The organism is Clostridium sp. AUH-JLR23, assembly GCF_964238065.1.
Lineage (GTDB): Bacteria > Bacillota_I > Bacilli_A > Erysipelotrichales > Coprobacillaceae > Allocoprobacillus > Allocoprobacillus merdigallinarum.
The window spans coordinates 60,219-75,005 of the sequence record NZ_CAXSKY010000006.1 but is presented as its reverse complement, the minus strand read 5'-3'; the positions used below and the strand labels follow the sequence as shown (position 1 = coordinate 75,005).

The 14,787-nt window shown below is 30.7% G+C and carries 12 protein-coding genes and 1 pseudogene; 4 read left to right on the top strand and 9 right to left on the bottom strand.

Annotation, left to right across the window (positions count from 1 at the left end):
* Positions 1–80 precede the first annotated feature (80 nt).
* Complete coding sequence (locus tag ACESR5_RS04520) at positions 81–1,409, bottom strand: 6-phospho-beta-glucosidase (protein WP_087243135.1); 1,329 nt, start codon at positions 1,407–1,409, stop codon at positions 81–83.
* A 127-nt stretch (positions 1,410–1,536) separates the two neighbouring features.
* On the opposite strand from ACESR5_RS04520, the gene ACESR5_RS04515 reads away from it, so the two are divergent.
* Positions 1,537–2,274 (top strand): aminotransferase class I/II-fold pyridoxal phosphate-dependent enzyme, encoded by a 738-nt coding sequence (locus ACESR5_RS04515; protein ID WP_373154460.1) that lies wholly within the window; start codon positions 1,537–1,539, stop codon positions 2,272–2,274.
* Complete coding sequence (locus tag ACESR5_RS04510; protein WP_373154458.1) at positions 2,237–2,875, top strand: aminotransferase class I/II-fold pyridoxal phosphate-dependent enzyme; 639 nt, start codon at positions 2,237–2,239, stop codon at positions 2,873–2,875. The genes ACESR5_RS04515 and ACESR5_RS04510 overlap by 38 nt, the downstream gene beginning before the upstream one ends.
* On the opposite strand, the gene ACESR5_RS04505 is transcribed toward ACESR5_RS04510, so the two are convergent.
* Genes ACESR5_RS04505 through ACESR5_RS04495 form a run of 3 tightly spaced genes read right to left on the bottom strand, consistent with a single transcriptional unit; the run spans position 2,870 to position 4,616 of the window.
* Positions 2,870–3,796 (bottom strand): CorA family divalent cation transporter, encoded by a 927-nt coding sequence (locus ACESR5_RS04505; protein WP_087243133.1) that lies wholly within the window; start codon positions 3,794–3,796, stop codon positions 2,870–2,872. The two genes, ACESR5_RS04510 and ACESR5_RS04505, sit on opposite strands and share 6 nt — an antisense overlap.
* Positions 3,797–3,835: 39 nt before the next feature.
* Positions 3,836–4,057 (bottom strand): acyl carrier protein, encoded by a 222-nt coding sequence (locus ACESR5_RS04500; RefSeq protein ID WP_087243132.1) that lies wholly within the window; start codon positions 4,055–4,057, stop codon positions 3,836–3,838.
* Between the two features lie 58 nt (positions 4,058–4,115).
* Positions 4,116–4,616 (bottom strand): DUF4375 domain-containing protein, encoded by a 501-nt coding sequence (locus ACESR5_RS04495; RefSeq protein ID WP_373154456.1) that lies wholly within the window; start codon positions 4,614–4,616, stop codon positions 4,116–4,118.
* Between the two features lie 93 nt (positions 4,617–4,709).
* Between ACESR5_RS04495 and ACESR5_RS04490 the strand changes: the two genes are divergently transcribed.
* On the top strand, positions 4,710–5,666 hold the full coding sequence (locus tag ACESR5_RS04490; RefSeq protein ID WP_373154454.1) for a biotin--[acetyl-CoA-carboxylase] ligase: 957 nt from the start codon (positions 4,710–4,712) through the stop codon (positions 5,664–5,666).
* A gap of 10 nt (positions 5,667–5,676) precedes the next feature.
* Here the strand turns inward: ACESR5_RS04490 and ACESR5_RS04485 are convergent, their stop codons facing one another.
* The 3 genes and pseudogenes from ACESR5_RS04485 to ACESR5_RS04475 all read right to left on the bottom strand — a co-directional run bounded on the left by ACESR5_RS04485 (position 5,677) and on the right by ACESR5_RS04475 (position 8,352).
* Complete coding sequence (locus tag ACESR5_RS04485; protein ID WP_087297473.1) at positions 5,677–6,609, bottom strand: GTP-binding protein; 933 nt, start codon at positions 6,607–6,609, stop codon at positions 5,677–5,679.
* A gap of 312 nt (positions 6,610–6,921) precedes the next feature.
* Positions 6,922–7,698, bottom strand: a pseudogene (gene ucpA / locus ACESR5_RS04480) (SDR family oxidoreductase UcpA); the annotation flags it as partial.
* A 93-nt stretch (positions 7,699–7,791) separates the two neighbouring features.
* Positions 7,792–8,352: an RNA 2'-phosphotransferase gene (locus ACESR5_RS04475; RefSeq protein WP_373154452.1), complete on the bottom strand. Its 561-nt coding sequence runs from the start codon at positions 8,350–8,352 to the stop codon at positions 7,792–7,794.
* A 286-nt stretch (positions 8,353–8,638) separates the two neighbouring features.
* Between ACESR5_RS04475 and ACESR5_RS04470 the strand changes: the two genes are divergently transcribed.
* Positions 8,639–9,994 carry an NCS2 family permease gene (locus ACESR5_RS04470; protein ID WP_373154451.1) on the top strand — a complete coding sequence of 452 codons (1,356 nt, stop codon included), beginning with the start codon at positions 8,639–8,641 and terminating at the stop codon, positions 9,992–9,994.
* 54 nt (positions 9,995–10,048) lie between these two features.
* Here the strand turns inward: ACESR5_RS04470 and ACESR5_RS04465 are convergent, their stop codons facing one another.
* Complete coding sequence (locus ACESR5_RS04465; protein WP_373154450.1) at positions 10,049–11,506, bottom strand: DNA-directed RNA polymerase subunit alpha C-terminal domain-containing protein; 1,458 nt, start codon at positions 11,504–11,506, stop codon at positions 10,049–10,051.
* Positions 11,507–11,516: 10 nt separating this feature from the next.
* Positions 11,517–14,753, bottom strand: coding sequence for an SNF2-related protein (locus tag ACESR5_RS04460; protein WP_373154449.1), 3,237 nt, complete (start codon positions 14,751–14,753; stop codon positions 11,517–11,519).
* Between the last annotated feature and the right edge of the window lie 34 nt (positions 14,754–14,787).

The following is a 14,787-nucleotide window of genomic DNA, read 5'->3' as shown; positions in this document are numbered from 1 at the left end:
ACTATAATAACATACCTTTTTAAAGATTTCAATACTAAAATGAAAAAACTTTATACAAAAAAAGAGTTAGCGAACTAACTCTATTTATTAAAGAATTGTGGTAAATAATCTTTATGTGCTTCTAATAATTCATCAATCACAATATTAGCAATTTCATCACTTGGACATAATGGATTCATATTTAAAGCTGTCACTGCTAAATCACGATCACCTTTGATGGCTGCTTCAATAACTAAACGTTCAAATGTTTTCATCATATGAACATATCCACTAATTGGTAATCTTAAATCTCCTGTTGCGATAGGTTGTGGACCATCTGCAGTAATACGACAAGCCACTTCTACTGCACTATCCATTGGTAAATCAGCAATAGCGCCATTGTTTCTGACATCTACATATTGAATATCACCTTTATTTGTATAGATAGAAGCAATTAAATTACATGCTGCATCAGAATATTTAGCACCTCCACGCATTGCTAATTGTTCTGGTTTTTCCTGAAGTTCTTCATGACTATATAATTCAAATAATTCTTCTTCAGTCTTGCTGACAACTTCTCCACGAACTGTTCCTGTTTTCAATTGTTCTAATTCTTCTTCTAATTGTTCTTTTGTATAGAAATAGTAATTATGATATGGACAAGGAATGGCTTTTAATCCTTTGATAAATGATGGAGAGTATGGTAAAGATACGAAGTTTTTCATTTGAATTGTATCTTCAGGTTTCAAATATGCATATTTATGCAATAATTCATCAAAACGTGAAACCCCATCAACAAAAACATCAGTTGCAAAAATAAAGTGGTTAACCCCTTGAACTTCCATTGTCACTTGACTTTCATCAACATTTAACATTTTTGCAAAACCAGCAACCATATTCACTGGAACATTACAAAGTCCAATGGCTTTTTTAAAGTTTGTATAGCGTAAAATAGCTTCAGTCACCATTCCAGCTGGATTTGTAAAGTTGATTAACCATGCATTTGGACATAACTCTTCAATATCTTTAACAATATCTAAAATCACAGGAATTGTACGGAAAGCTTTGAACATTCCTCCAGCTCCATTTGTTTCTTGTCCAATTAAACCATGGCTTAATGGAATTCTTTCATCTAACACACGCGCTGGTAAACGTCCAATACGCATTTGTGTTGTGACAAAGTCTGCATCTTTCAAAGCTTCACGACGATCATAACTTAAAATGACTTTCATTGGTAAGCCTGCTTTTTTAACCATACGCTTTGCCAACGCGCCTACTGTTTCTAATTTTTCACGTCCTGCTTCAATATCTACTAACCATAATTCTCTTACTGGTAAATGATCATATCTTTTAATAAATCCTTCTACTAATTCTGGAGTATAACTGCTTCCTCCACCAATTGTTACAATTTTAACACCATCTTTATTCATTTTGAGCACCTCTTTCTTCTTGATGATTTCATTATAAAATAATTATTTAAAAAAGCAATGCAATGAATTGTTAACTATACCGGTATAATTTAGAATGTGATATACTCTCTTTAAGGAGTTGATCAATATGACCAAATATGAACGTTTAGCTCAATCATTAGAACAAGATATCATGCAACAGATTTATAAACAGGGAGAACGTCTGCCTTCGATTGGAACTATGGCTAAAAAACAAGGATGTAGTAAAGAAACAGTGATCAAAGCTTATCAATTATTAATTCATCAACATTTGATTTATGCCAAAGCACAAAGTGGCTATTATGTACTTGGTTCCCCTATCTTACCAATATCCAATACAAAAGAATTTTCACTAGAAACAGGGAATCCTGCAATCAAAGCAACATCTTTAGAAGATGCCAAACATTGCTTATCTTTAGCTATTGAAGAATATAGGGAATCTTCATTGAACCTGTCTTTACAAGGTGTTCAATCTTTACGCCAGACTTTAGCCGACTTCTTTTTTGACATGGGCATTTATACTCAAGAAAGTTCTATCTATCTGATTCAAGGTGTCACACAAATGTTATCTTTTTTATCGGCTATTGATTTTCCTAATCAGCATACATATATTCTGATTGAAGAGCCAACATATAGTTATTATGTTCAATTTTTAAAATCTCAATCATTGCCTGTTTTGACAATTGCCCGTGATGAAAATGGTATTGATTTAACTCAATTACAATATCTCTTTCAACATTATGACATTAAATTCTTTTATACCATTCCACGTAATCACAACCCCTTTAGGAACAACTTATTCTACCTCTATGCGTCAAAAAATTGCGCAACTGGCTTTAAAGTATAACGTCTATATTATTGAAGATGATTACTTTGGACATTGTTCATCAACATCACATTATTTACCACTCTATTATTATATGGAAGGACAAAACTGTATTTATCTAACAAGCTTTTCAAAAACAATTCCTTATTTACGTATTGGTGCTGCGATTATTCATAAAGACTTTAAAAACACATTTGAAAAATTGAGTCATCAATCCTACTATTATTCTTATCAATTACCATCATTAATTTCTCAAGCCACTTTAGAATCCTACATTAAAAGCTCACTTTATAAAAAACAAACTCAGCAACTACAAAATCATTTAAAAAAAGATTATCAGATTATCAAAAAAGTCACTCAAAACTGGGATTCACAACTGATTCAAGTGATTTCCAGCTATTCTGGTTACTATTTAACCATTCAATGTCTTGTTGATATCAATCTTGATTTATTTCAAACCAGACTCCAACAAAAACATATCAAAATTGCCCGTAATGAAAGATGTTTTTATGATCCTTCCCATTTTCATCCTTCGATTCGTTTAAGTCTGGCAAGAATTGATAGTCATGATTTAAAAGAAGCTTTACAAATCTTTTATCAAGTTTTTTTAGACATGTTATAAAAATTTCTTTTTCTTAAATAAAACAATCAATCCAATCACAACAATACAGCTTAATACAATCACAGCTGGATAACCATATATACTTTTTAATTCAGGCATATTTTCAAAATTCATCCCATACCATCCTGCAATTAAAGTCAATGGCATAAAGATCGTTGTGACAACAGTAAAAAATTGCATTGTTTTATTCAGTTTATAGTCTTCTCTAGACTGATGAGCACTATGAGCCTGATTCAAGATTTCTCTTAACATTTCTACATTTTTTGATAAACGCTCAATACGACGTGTAAAGATTTCAAAATATCTTGAATCATCATCTTCAAAAATATGATGATGATTCATTTCTAAATCTTCACCTATCGTCATGAAGTTTTCATAATAATTTTGTAATAACAGCAATTCTTTATTTAACTGTCTTAACTGATTTGTAAAATGCATGGAATCTTCTTCTTGTGTTTCTAGTTCCTCAATTTCATTTTGAAGTTCTTCAAGATACTGATAATCAGCAGCGAGAAGATCACTTAAAAAATAATAAACAAGTCTTGTAATAGAAGCTTCTTTTTGTAAAACATAATCACTGGATGATTGAAAAACCTGATTGATGTGATGATCTTCATCATCAATCACAACAACCAAAAATATATTTTTAAAGATAAATAACGCCAATGAATCTTTCTTTACAAAAATATCTCTTGCATTAATCAAATGAACCAAACCAAAATAATAATGATATGCTGGAATAATCATATTTTGATGAAATAATGAAGGATCTTCTAAACGTTGAATAGCAGCTTCATCAATGCCAAACTCCTGATAACAGGACTTGAGTTCTTCTAAATCCATCATCGCAATATAACGATGTTCCTCTTGAATATCATGAATATTAACAATTTCTTTTTGATGATCAACCTGATAAATCATAACTTTCCTCCTAACAAAAAAGAAATAGAGTTTCCCCCCCTATTTCTTTGTATCAATTAAATCTAATAAATCTTGTACTGTTGTAATTTTCAACAATTCATCATCTTGAAACTCAACACCAATTTCTTCTTCTAATTCAAAGACTAAATCAACCAAATCCAATGAATCAATACCTAAATCTTTAAAAGAAGATTCTTTTGTTAATTCCTGACCTTTTAATTTAGATGATAATCTCTCTTTTATTTTATCAAAATAATCCATTCCTTATTCACCTCATTTTCATTATAATCATATCTTTTAGAAAACACAATCTCTTTTCTTACATAAAAGCTTCTTTATGATTCAAAACATAATTCAAACTCAACATTTCTAAATCTTCTTTTAACTGCAAAAATTCCTGATCCAATAAATCAAACAACCATGAAACTTCACTATAATCCAAGTTTTTCAATTCTTCTATTCTTAATTGTTGATTCTCGGGTACAATTCCTTCATGAAAAATACCATTGCCTCTATCCAAAATCAAAGCAGTACGTTTGGCATTCATTTCTAGTAATGCTTCCACTGTTTCATTAGCATAATTTCCTGATGGCTCTTTGTAATAGGTTTCTATACCACCACTACCCATCATCAAAACAAAAGTCTGACAGAGATAGAAAACTCTTTCGATTCCATTCAATTCATTTAATAAATCCCCGTTTTCACACTTTTGAGAAATCACATTATATAAATCTATGACAATTTGACTATCATCTTCTCTAGATACAATCTCACTGGCCTGTAAAGTCAAATCATCTAATACATCTTCTACTGTTGGCATATTCACACCTCCTATCTCTATTTTATACTTTTTGAGTGAAAAAGTATATAATATCCCTTTATCTTTCCTATAAACATAAGCTATAATAAATGCATGGAAAAAGAAATCTTAAAAATATTAAAACAACACCAAAATGAATATATTTCTGGACAAGATATTTGTGAAAGTTTAAATGTGTCACGTATGACAATATCAACATGTATAAAAAAATTAAAAGAGAAAGGATATCATATTTTATCATCGACAAAAAAAGGATATTGTTTAACTGACGATAATGATGTGATCTTGATTGATCATATCAAAGCACGGCTTCCTGATTTTTTTAAGAACATTGAGTATTTTGATGATATTGATTCAACCAATGATTATTTAAAAAGATCACCTCATCAACAGGGAGATATTGTCATTGCCCAATCACAGACAAAAGGAAAAGGAAGAAATGGAAAAAGCTTTCATTCCCCTCAACAAAAAGGGATTTATTTATCTTTTGTCTTAAAACCAGATCTAACCATTTATGATTCTTTAAAAATCACTGCATGCCTAGCTGTATCGCTAGTCAAAACGATTGAAAAAAATTATCCTGTTTATCCTCAAATCAAATGGGTTAATGATATTATGATTCAGGATTTAAAGGTTGCAGGAATTTTATGTGAAGCGAGTCTTGAAATGAATACAGCTCGTATTGAAAATATGATTGTCGGTATTGGTATCAATGTTCATTCTTATACAATGCCTGATGAACTACAAAATATTGCAGGCTGTATTGAAGACTTTTGTACAACAAAAGTTTCTCGTGAACAGCTCATTATAGATTTTTTTCATATTTTCTATCAAGATTATCAAAACTTACAGACATCTTCATTTCTTGATTTTTATCGTCAGCATTCTTATATTTTACATCAAAATATTACCGTCTATGAAAATAATCAGACCTATACAGCTTATGTTTTAGATATTCATGATGATGCATCATTAAAGATTCAAACTGAAAAAGGCATCAGTCAGCTTTGTTCTGGAGAAGTTTCTATACGAAAAAAAACATCGTCGTAACGATGTTTTTTTATGGCTTTAAATAAGTTTCAATATGTTCCTGATTCAAATCTTCTCCAATGACAATCACAATATCCTGTCCATCAGATATAGGTTGTAAAGAGATATGATCTTGAGTGGCATTCAATTCCATCCATTGTTGATTTTCAGATATAAATCCTTTGATACGAAAAACATGTCCACATGACAAATCATGAAAAATAGAATCAATAGCTTTCTTGAATTCTGTCTGATTCAAACGATTATTCATAAAATATAATGATGTATATGCTTTTTGATAATCAATCTCATGTTTCATATAATCACTCAACACATAACTTTTATTCATAAAACTTTGGAAATCTTCGTCCGTCCATTGCATCCAATGTGTATCAAAATCCGTTTCTTGAAGCACTCTTTGACATTGTACATCATAAAGAGATTGTTGAATGAAATGAATTGTCTGCTTCACTTCTTCCAAACTGGCTTCCTGATAATGACTCAATAAAATACATCCTGCATGAGCAACTTGAGAAGCTAATAAAAAACGTGAAGTCTTTGATAAATGCTGTTCAATTTGAGCATTGACAACAGCAAAAACATTTCCTATTTCATACCAGTTTTCTAAAGGTTCTTCATGTAAGACATCAAAGAATTCATCAACATCATATATACCAGATGGTTCAACCAAAAGATAATCATATTTTAACATGCCCATTGAAATGAGTTTAGTCTTGAAACGTCTTTGATGCGTTTGGCGATCACAACCACCCGCAATCATTTCTAAATCACATTGTGTACCTAATGATTCCTGTAAAAGCATCATATCCACATTGACAGCGCCAAAGTCATTTTCAATGATACCCACTTTATATCCCTGCTTCACCAGATAACTGGCATAATGTTTAATAAATGTAGTCTTTCCTGAACCTAAAAAACCAGTAATTAAATCTACCTTTGTCAAATTACCATCTCCCTTCATTTATGGAATTATCTTTTATAAACATGTTCAAATGAGTGTCATAAAAAGAAGCTCATTAATTATTGATTCTATCTGTATTTAATCAGTTTAATGAATATCTCCATCAAAAATCATAATACCACTTTTCATGAATCTATTGAATTATAATCATACTTAAACATTGATAAGTTGAATAACTTGTCTATAACATCATATAGACTTGTGATTATATGGCGTATTTTAACATATTTTTTAATATTCTACTACTTTCATGATCATGAAAAAAGAGGGAATGGACATGTTCCCTCTATACGTTTATTCATTTGTTCCCATACTCATCGTTTCAGGCAATGTACTTCCACCATCAATAACAAACTGTGAACCAGTGATATAACTTGACTCATCACTACCTAAAAATGCAAATAATTCTCCAACTTCTATTGGTTTGGCAAGTCTTCCCATTGGAACGCCTTTGGCAATATCAGCAATTGCACTTTCTGGATCATCTGGATTTGATTCTACTGCCATCTTTTCAACCATTGGTGTTCTGGCATAACCAAGTTGTGAACAGTTCACACGAATATGACGGCTGGCATATTCAACCGCTAGACATTTTGTTAAACCAACCAAAGCAGCTTTTGTCATAGCATAAGCTGCTTCTCCTGCATCAGCCACAATATCTCCAGTCACGGAAGAAGCAATCACAATACTTCCTTTCCCTTGTTTTAACATATAAGGAATGACTGCCTGACAAGTATTCCATACACCTTTGATATTGACATCAATATGAAAATCTCTCATTTCATCACTCATTTGTTCAAATGGTGCTAAGCGACAAACTCCAGCATTACAGCAGGCAATATTCACTTCTCCAAATGTATCCACTGTCGTTTGAACTGCTTCTTTCATTTGATTTTTATCAGCAACATTACCCACATAAGTGATGATATCACCATGATATTGATCACGTAGCTTTTGAGCTGTCTGTTCAACATCTTTTGATAAATCAACCATACAGATTTTAGCTCCATATTTCACATAGGCTTCTGCAATACCTTCACCCAATCCAGCAGCAGCTCCTGTAATGATTGCAACTTTTCCATCTCATTTTCCCATAAATTCATGTCTCCTTTATTATTATCTATATCTTTATTGTAATCCTTTTGAACATAACACTCAAACATTTCATGTCTGATTTATATTTTCTATATCCAGTCGCTTCATATATTGAAGCGGAACCTTTTTCACGAGCCAGATATAATTAGCTGAAAGATAAAAAATAATGCCATCCTGATACATTTGTTTCGCATCAATTTGATAGATAACAGGTTCTCCATGTCTTTTTCCTACTTTTATAGCTGTTTCAACATCAGTCGATAAATGAACATAAAGTCGCGATTTAGAAATCAAACCTTGCTGTTGAATAGAAGATACATACTTTTTAGCTGTTCCATGATATAAAATATCAGGTGGCACTGCATGTTTGAATTCAATATCAATAGGTATAGAATGACCCTGATTAGCGCGAATCAAAGTATGATCTTCATTAAAAGCATATCTTTGTTTTGAATCAGTGCGAACAATCTCTTCTAATATCTCTCGTTGAAATTGTGGATATCTTTTTTGAATACCTTTGATTAATTCATCTACATGTGCCCAGCCATGTTCATCTAAGGTTATCCCTGCCTGTTCAGGATGATGACGTAACAGTAATGCCATGTAACGACTTATAGGTGTCAATTTCATATTTACTTAAACCCTCCTGACTTTCTTTTTGAAATGCTGTTCATAAATATAGCGATATCTTGCTACATCTTTTTCAACATAACAGAATTTATTGATGATATCGTTTAAATTGAATTTTGATTTCAAATTTATTATACAAGAAAATCATATTTCTTAATAATATTTTCTATGAAGCATTAATAAATAATGATATGAATAAAGTCATTTGATGAATGTATTTGAAAATTAATTTGAAATATGATAAAGTTTAGACATTCTTGATTAAAATCAGGAGAAGGGAGAAAAAATGGAAAAATTATTTAAATTGAAAGAAAATGGAACGACTGTTTCAACAGAAGTGATGGCTGGAATTACAACATTCTTTGCGATGGCTTATATTATTGCAGTCAATCCAAATACATTATCACAAGCTGGAATGGAATGGGGAGCTGTCTTCTTAGCTACAATTATTTCTGCAGTGGTTGGAACTTTAATTATGGGACTTGTAGCAAATGTTCCTTATGCTCAAGCACCTGGAATGGGATTGAATGCATTTTTCGTTTATACAGTATGTTTTCAATTACAATTCACATGGCAACAAGCCTTATCAATGGTTTTTATTTGTGGTTTGATTAATATTTTTATTACTGTTACAAAGATCAGAAAAATCATTATTAAGGCTATTCCACAATCTTTACAAAATGCTATTGGTGGTGGAATTGGTGTCTTTATTGCTTATTTAGGTTTCTTAAATGTTGGTTTTATCACATTTGATAGTGGTGTTCCTGCCATTGCCACATTAAATCAACCTGTTTTATGGATTTTCTTAATCGGATTGGTTTTAGCAGTTATTTTAACATTAAAAAATGTGAAAGGTGGTATTTTAATTGCGATTATTGTCACAACTATCTTAGGTATTCCTTTTGGTGTGACAACAACAACAGATACTGTTAGCTTTAGTGAAGCATTAAGTGCTTTACCTTCAACATTTGGTGTTATTTTTACTTCTGAAGGTTTACCTTCATTATTTAGCGATATGTCTCGTTTACCTTTAGTTTTAATTACTATTTTTGCATTTAGTATGTCAGATACTTTTGATACAATTGGTACATTTATTGGAACGGGTAGACGTAGTGGTATTTTCTCTGAAGAAGATGAAAAAGCATTAGAAACAAGTAGTGGATTCAGTTCTAAAATGGATAAAGCATTGTTTGCAGATGCAACTGCAACATCTATTGGTGCTATTTTTGGAACTTCAAATACAACAACTTATGTAGAAAGTGCTGCAGGTATTGGAGCTGGTGGTCGTACAGGGTTAACATCTGTTGTCACAGCCATCTGCTTTGCTTTAAGTGCCTTTTTAGCAACTTTTGTCAGTGCCATTCCTTCAGCTGCAACAGCACCAGCATTAATTATTGTTGGGTGTATGATGGTTTCATCATTTGCTGAAATTGACTGGTCAAATTTAGAAGATGCGATTCCAGCTTTCTTTGCAGGTATCTTTATGGCTCTTTGTTATAGTATTTCTTATGGTATTGCCAGTGCCTTTATTTTCTATTGTTTAATTAAAATCTTTAAGAAACAAGCCAAAGATATTCACCCTATTATTGCTGGTGTTGCATTATTATTTATCTTAAACTTTGTCTTACTTGCGATTATTTAATACAAAAAATTCAGGAGTTGACTCATCAGAGCAACTCCTTTTTCATAGAAATATTTAGCTATTATATTTGAGACGAATATATTGAACAAGTTCTTCGTATTGATGTTTTAATAAAAACGGATTATCTAATAGTTGTTCTATAAGTTCTTTGGCTTCTAATTGAGAATGATTTTTGATAATCATGTCTACCTGTGCTTTATATTCATTGAGATCCTTAATAATATAATAAGAATGTGATAATCTTATTTTTTTCATGACCTCTTTGATAACACAGATATCTTCTAATGAATCCATAATCTTTTTCAAATCATCATATTGAATACATTCATAAATACCCATATCATATATATCAACAGTATCGTTTTCATCATCATGATAAAATTCTCTTGTCTGATCGTTTTCGACATAATATATTTTATTATTAATTTGTTTAACAACACTTTCAACATAGGCATTATATTTTTTCAAGGCATTTTGTATATCTTTTTGTGAAGCCTCCTGATTGATAAGCTTTTGATAAATGGAATAAGGAATTTCATGATATGTGATATGAGCATGAAGATAGTCATTATACCTTTTTTGTAGAGCATCAGGCTTTGATGTAAAAGAAAGTTTATAAAAATAATCATCGAGCTTTGGTAAGTGAGGCTCAACATCATCAATATTGCTGTAACCCATCCATAAAAGAACATTTGTTATTTTGGGGGTAAAAATTGCATCATGATGTTTTAACAAACTTTTGTGATCAGCCAAGAAAAAGTCTTGAAAAATGCTAGATACAATACTTTTTAATGCAAAACCTTGCTTATCATAGACAAATGTGATAGGACTCTTTTTTTGCATGAAATGCAACTCTAAATGATAAGAAAAATTCTGATTCAGAAACTGACAATATGCATCAATAATTTCTTTAACAAGCTTATGAGCCATATTTCTTATTTTATAAAGTTCATCATTTTTCATGACTTGTCTTAAATCACGTAAAGTATGAATATTTGCTCTTTTCAGGCAATTGTAACTACGGACACTTAATCCTAGTTCTTCAATAGGTGTATGAAGCAATTCATAAGGTATATTTTCATCAGATGACTGATAAACATAGCCTTTTGCTTTTAATAGAGTATATAATAATGAATCCGGATGTAACTGTTCTTTTAAAACAAGTTCTTTGATTTCATCTTCTATGATCTTTTTAAAATCCATGCAATGATGAATGTCATGAAATTGAGAAAAGTTTTTATAATTTCCATAATCACGTGATGATGGATAGAATTGTAAAAATCGTAATGGATCCATATCTAAATATTGAGCCATTTGACAATAGTCGTGACATTCTTCTTGACCAATGCCGTAATAATACTGGTTATCAATAGATGAGCAAGACACAGCTTCTTTTTGTTGAGAAGTCAAATGAATATCTTCATGATTATATATGCTGACATAGGCATCATATCCATCCATAGCTACTATTTCATAACTGTGATTTAATAATTCTTTAATATAATATCTCATAGTCTTCCTCCTACATAGCAAATAATTCTTTTAAATCTTCTGTTGATAATGAAGAAATATTTCCATCACTGTTTTCTACAAACATGTCTGCGAGCTCTTTTTTCTTAGCCTGTAAAATTTGAATTTTTTCTTCAATACTCTCTTTCATAATCAATTGATGAACCATAACATTATGATATTGTCCAATGCGATAAGCTCGGTCAGTCGCCTGATTTTGAGCAGAAATGTTCCACCATGGATCATAGTGGATAACAGCCTGTGCCTGTGTCAGATTAAGTCCTGTTCCTCCTGCTTTTAAAGAAATCAAAAAGACATCAGCCTCACCCTCTTGAAAACGCTGTACAAGTTCTCGCCTTGTTTCCTTAGAAGTTCCACCAGTTAAGATAAAATAACGAATGCCATTTAATTTTAGTTCTTCTTCCATCAAATCGAAGACTTTTGTAAAAGATGAAAATAATAAGACTTGTTGATGGTTGGCTTTATAATTACAAATCAAATCCATACAAGCTTTCATCTTAGATGAACTTTGATAAATATTATCATATATCATTCTGGGTTCACAGCAGATTTGTCTTAGTTTTGTCAACATTGATAAAATCACAATCTTATCAACTTTTTCCATTTGAAATATTTCTTGAAGCTGAGTATTAATTTGAGCAAGATTGGCAAAATACAATTCACTTTCCTGTTGTGTAAAAGGAATCAATTGTGTTTTTTCTATCTTATCAGGCAATTCTAATAAGACATCTTTTTTGTTTCTTCTTAAAATAAATGGTGAAACTATTTTTTGAAGTTGTTGAATTTTCTTTTGGTCTTGGTTTTTAGCAATATCTGTTTCAAATTTCTTTTGAAAATAATGGTAATTATATAAATACTGTGGCATTAAAAAATCAAAGACTGACCATAATTCAGCTAGTGAATTTTCTATAGGTGTTCCTGACAGTGCTAATTTATGCAGAGCATGGAGTTGTTTAACAGATGTTGCATTTTTAGTTTTCTGGTTTTTGATATATTGAGATTCATCAAGAATCACGTATTCAAACTCAATAGCATCATATAGTTCTATATCACGACGTATATAATCATAAGAAGTGACATAAAGATGTTTGTCATGAATATTATGTATCATCATTTCTCTTGTTTTCGCATCCGATACAATGCATGTCACTGGTAAAGTTTGAGAAAACTTATGAACTTCATCTTCCCAATTATAAATTAACGAAGAAGGACACACAACTAAGCTTGGTTTATCTGTTTCCAATTGATCCAATAAAGCAATGACTTGTAACGTTTTACCAAGTCCCATATCATCAGCCAATACTCCATTAAATCCCAATTCATAAAGTGTTCGTAACCATTGATAGCCTTCTTTTTGATAATCTCTCAATAGTTGATTATAATAGGATGTTAAAGGATAGACATATTGTATATGTTGATGGAATTGTTGAATGAGTTTTTGAAAGGATTCATCTCGTTCAATTTGTATATGTTGTAATTCTGTTGCATTATTATCCAATGCAAATACACGATTTTTATTTAAAGTCAGACTTCCATTTTGAATATCATTCGCATTGATATGATATTCATCCATAAATTTTGATAATTCTTCCAAATCAGGTGATTCAAGATAAAGAAGTTCACCACTTTTTAAACGATGAAATTTCTTTTTGCGACGGTATTTCGACAAAACTTCAGCAATTTCCATTTGTGGAATTTGAGTACTTTTCATATCTAAAGATATAAGATCATGATCAACTTTAACACCTACCTGAATATGATAATGTACCGGTTGACCAATCTTCTTTAATGCTTCGGAAATATATATTTCACTATATTGTTGGAGAAATTCAATACCTGTATGCATAAATTCATATGTTTTTTCATCATAACTATCAAAGTAAACACAACCATTTTTTTCATCAATTTGATGACATTGTTGACGTAAATATGCTTCAACAATATCCTGATCAATTGTTGTAATTGTGTCGTTTTGAAATGCATGAATATGATTCTGATTTTCATCTTCATAGTAAATTTTAAAATAAATCTGTTCATTTTCATTGATATCACCATATATTTTAATGAATGTATATGGTGATTGAATGAGTTCAAAATCACATTCTAAGTCAAAAGAATTTTGCATGGGTGCCCATATATATTTATAAAAATCATGGAGGTCTTCTTCTTTAATAAACATTGGATTTTCAAATAAATCGAGTAAAATATCAAACGATTTTTCATTTAAATCCATTTGAATACGTTGAATCTTTGTCAGTTGTTTAAAAGTAGATATAAAATAAATATACTGTTTTCCAAAATAAAATTGATTTTCATCAATAATTTTAAGTACATAATATTCTTGTTCTTTAACTAAACTAGCTTTTATCGTATAGTCAATATCTTTAAAAAGACAGTGGACTAACCCTAATTCTTTATAGACATCATAAAAATCATCAAGAAATTCACTACGAATATAGACATATCTACCAAAATTTAAAGAACTACGAAAACTAAAGAAATAATTTTCAGGATTAACTTTATTCATTGCAATTTTAGCACGTTCAAGAAATGCAATCTGTTTTAAAGCTTCATCTGTAAAAGATTCACGTGTATGTACAAACTGTAAATATTTACCATACTTCACTTGATCTTTATTTTCTATATGTTCTAAAAATTCATCAACATCTTTAATAATATATTTTTTAGCATTACCAATCTTATATTCTAAATATAAATCACCATCTTCGTTATGAAAAAAAGGTGTTAATTGATATTGTTCATGAGAAATTGATGAACTCACCTGATTATGATAATATTCTTTATTCTGTTTAATCAAATCATTTGTTTCTAAAGCTCTAAAAGCATAAGCACGCTGAAGTTGTTGTTGGCGATGTTCTTCTTGACGCTTTTTTTCTTCTTCAACTTGAGAATTGACATAATGGTATGGAAAAGATGGAATTTCCAGTTGATTTAACTTCAATAAAACTGCTCCAATATGAGCACATGGACTACCATCACGGCACCAGATACATTCACAATTGTAATCCATCAAACTGTACTCATCGTCAAAAGAAAAAGAACATTGAAACTCTTCACTTCTAACTCTCACAACAGCATCAACATGATAGCCATTTTCAGATTGTTTAAGATCAATGCTTAAAACATTGTCATAACAATCATAACTTTTGGCGATAGATATATTATTGGGATTAGAAAATAAAGTTAATAAATTAAAATCAGTTTTCATAAATGAATTCTCCTTATATGTGCTCATTATATCA

What these genes read in the sequence shown, in the direction of transcription:
- ACESR5_RS04520 (WP_087243135.1), bottom strand. Translation starts at nt 1,409, where the DNA reads ATGAATAAAGATGGTGTTAAAATTGTAACAATTGGTGGAGGAAGCAGT.
- ACESR5_RS04515 (WP_373154460.1), top strand. Translation starts at nt 1,537, where the DNA reads ATGACCAAATATGAACGTTTAGCTCAATCATTAGAACAAGATATCATG.
- ACESR5_RS04510 (WP_373154458.1), top strand. Translation starts at nt 2,237, where the DNA reads ATGCGTCAAAAAATTGCGCAACTGGCTTTAAAGTATAACGTCTATATT.
- ACESR5_RS04505 (WP_087243133.1), bottom strand. Translation starts at nt 3,796, where the DNA reads ATGATTTATCAGGTTGATCATCAAAAAGAAATTGTTAATATTCATGAT.
- ACESR5_RS04500 (WP_087243132.1), bottom strand. Translation starts at nt 4,057, where the DNA reads ATGGATTATTTTGATAAAATAAAAGAGAGATTATCATCTAAATTAAAA.
- ACESR5_RS04495 (WP_373154456.1), bottom strand. Translation starts at nt 4,616, where the DNA reads ATGCCAACAGTAGAAGATGTATTAGATGATTTGACTTTACAGGCCAGT.
- ACESR5_RS04490 (WP_373154454.1), top strand. Translation starts at nt 4,710, where the DNA reads ATGGAAAAAGAAATCTTAAAAATATTAAAACAACACCAAAATGAATAT.
- ACESR5_RS04475 (WP_373154452.1), bottom strand. Translation starts at nt 8,352, where the DNA reads ATGAAATTGACACCTATAAGTCGTTACATGGCATTACTGTTACGTCAT.
- ACESR5_RS04470 (WP_373154451.1), top strand. Translation starts at nt 8,639, where the DNA reads ATGGAAAAATTATTTAAATTGAAAGAAAATGGAACGACTGTTTCAACA.
- ACESR5_RS04465 (WP_373154450.1), bottom strand. Translation starts at nt 11,506, where the DNA reads ATGAGATATTATATTAAAGAATTATTAAATCACAGTTATGAAATAGTA.
- ACESR5_RS04460 (WP_373154449.1), bottom strand. Translation starts at nt 14,753, where the DNA reads ATGAAAACTGATTTTAATTTATTAACTTTATTTTCTAATCCCAATAAT.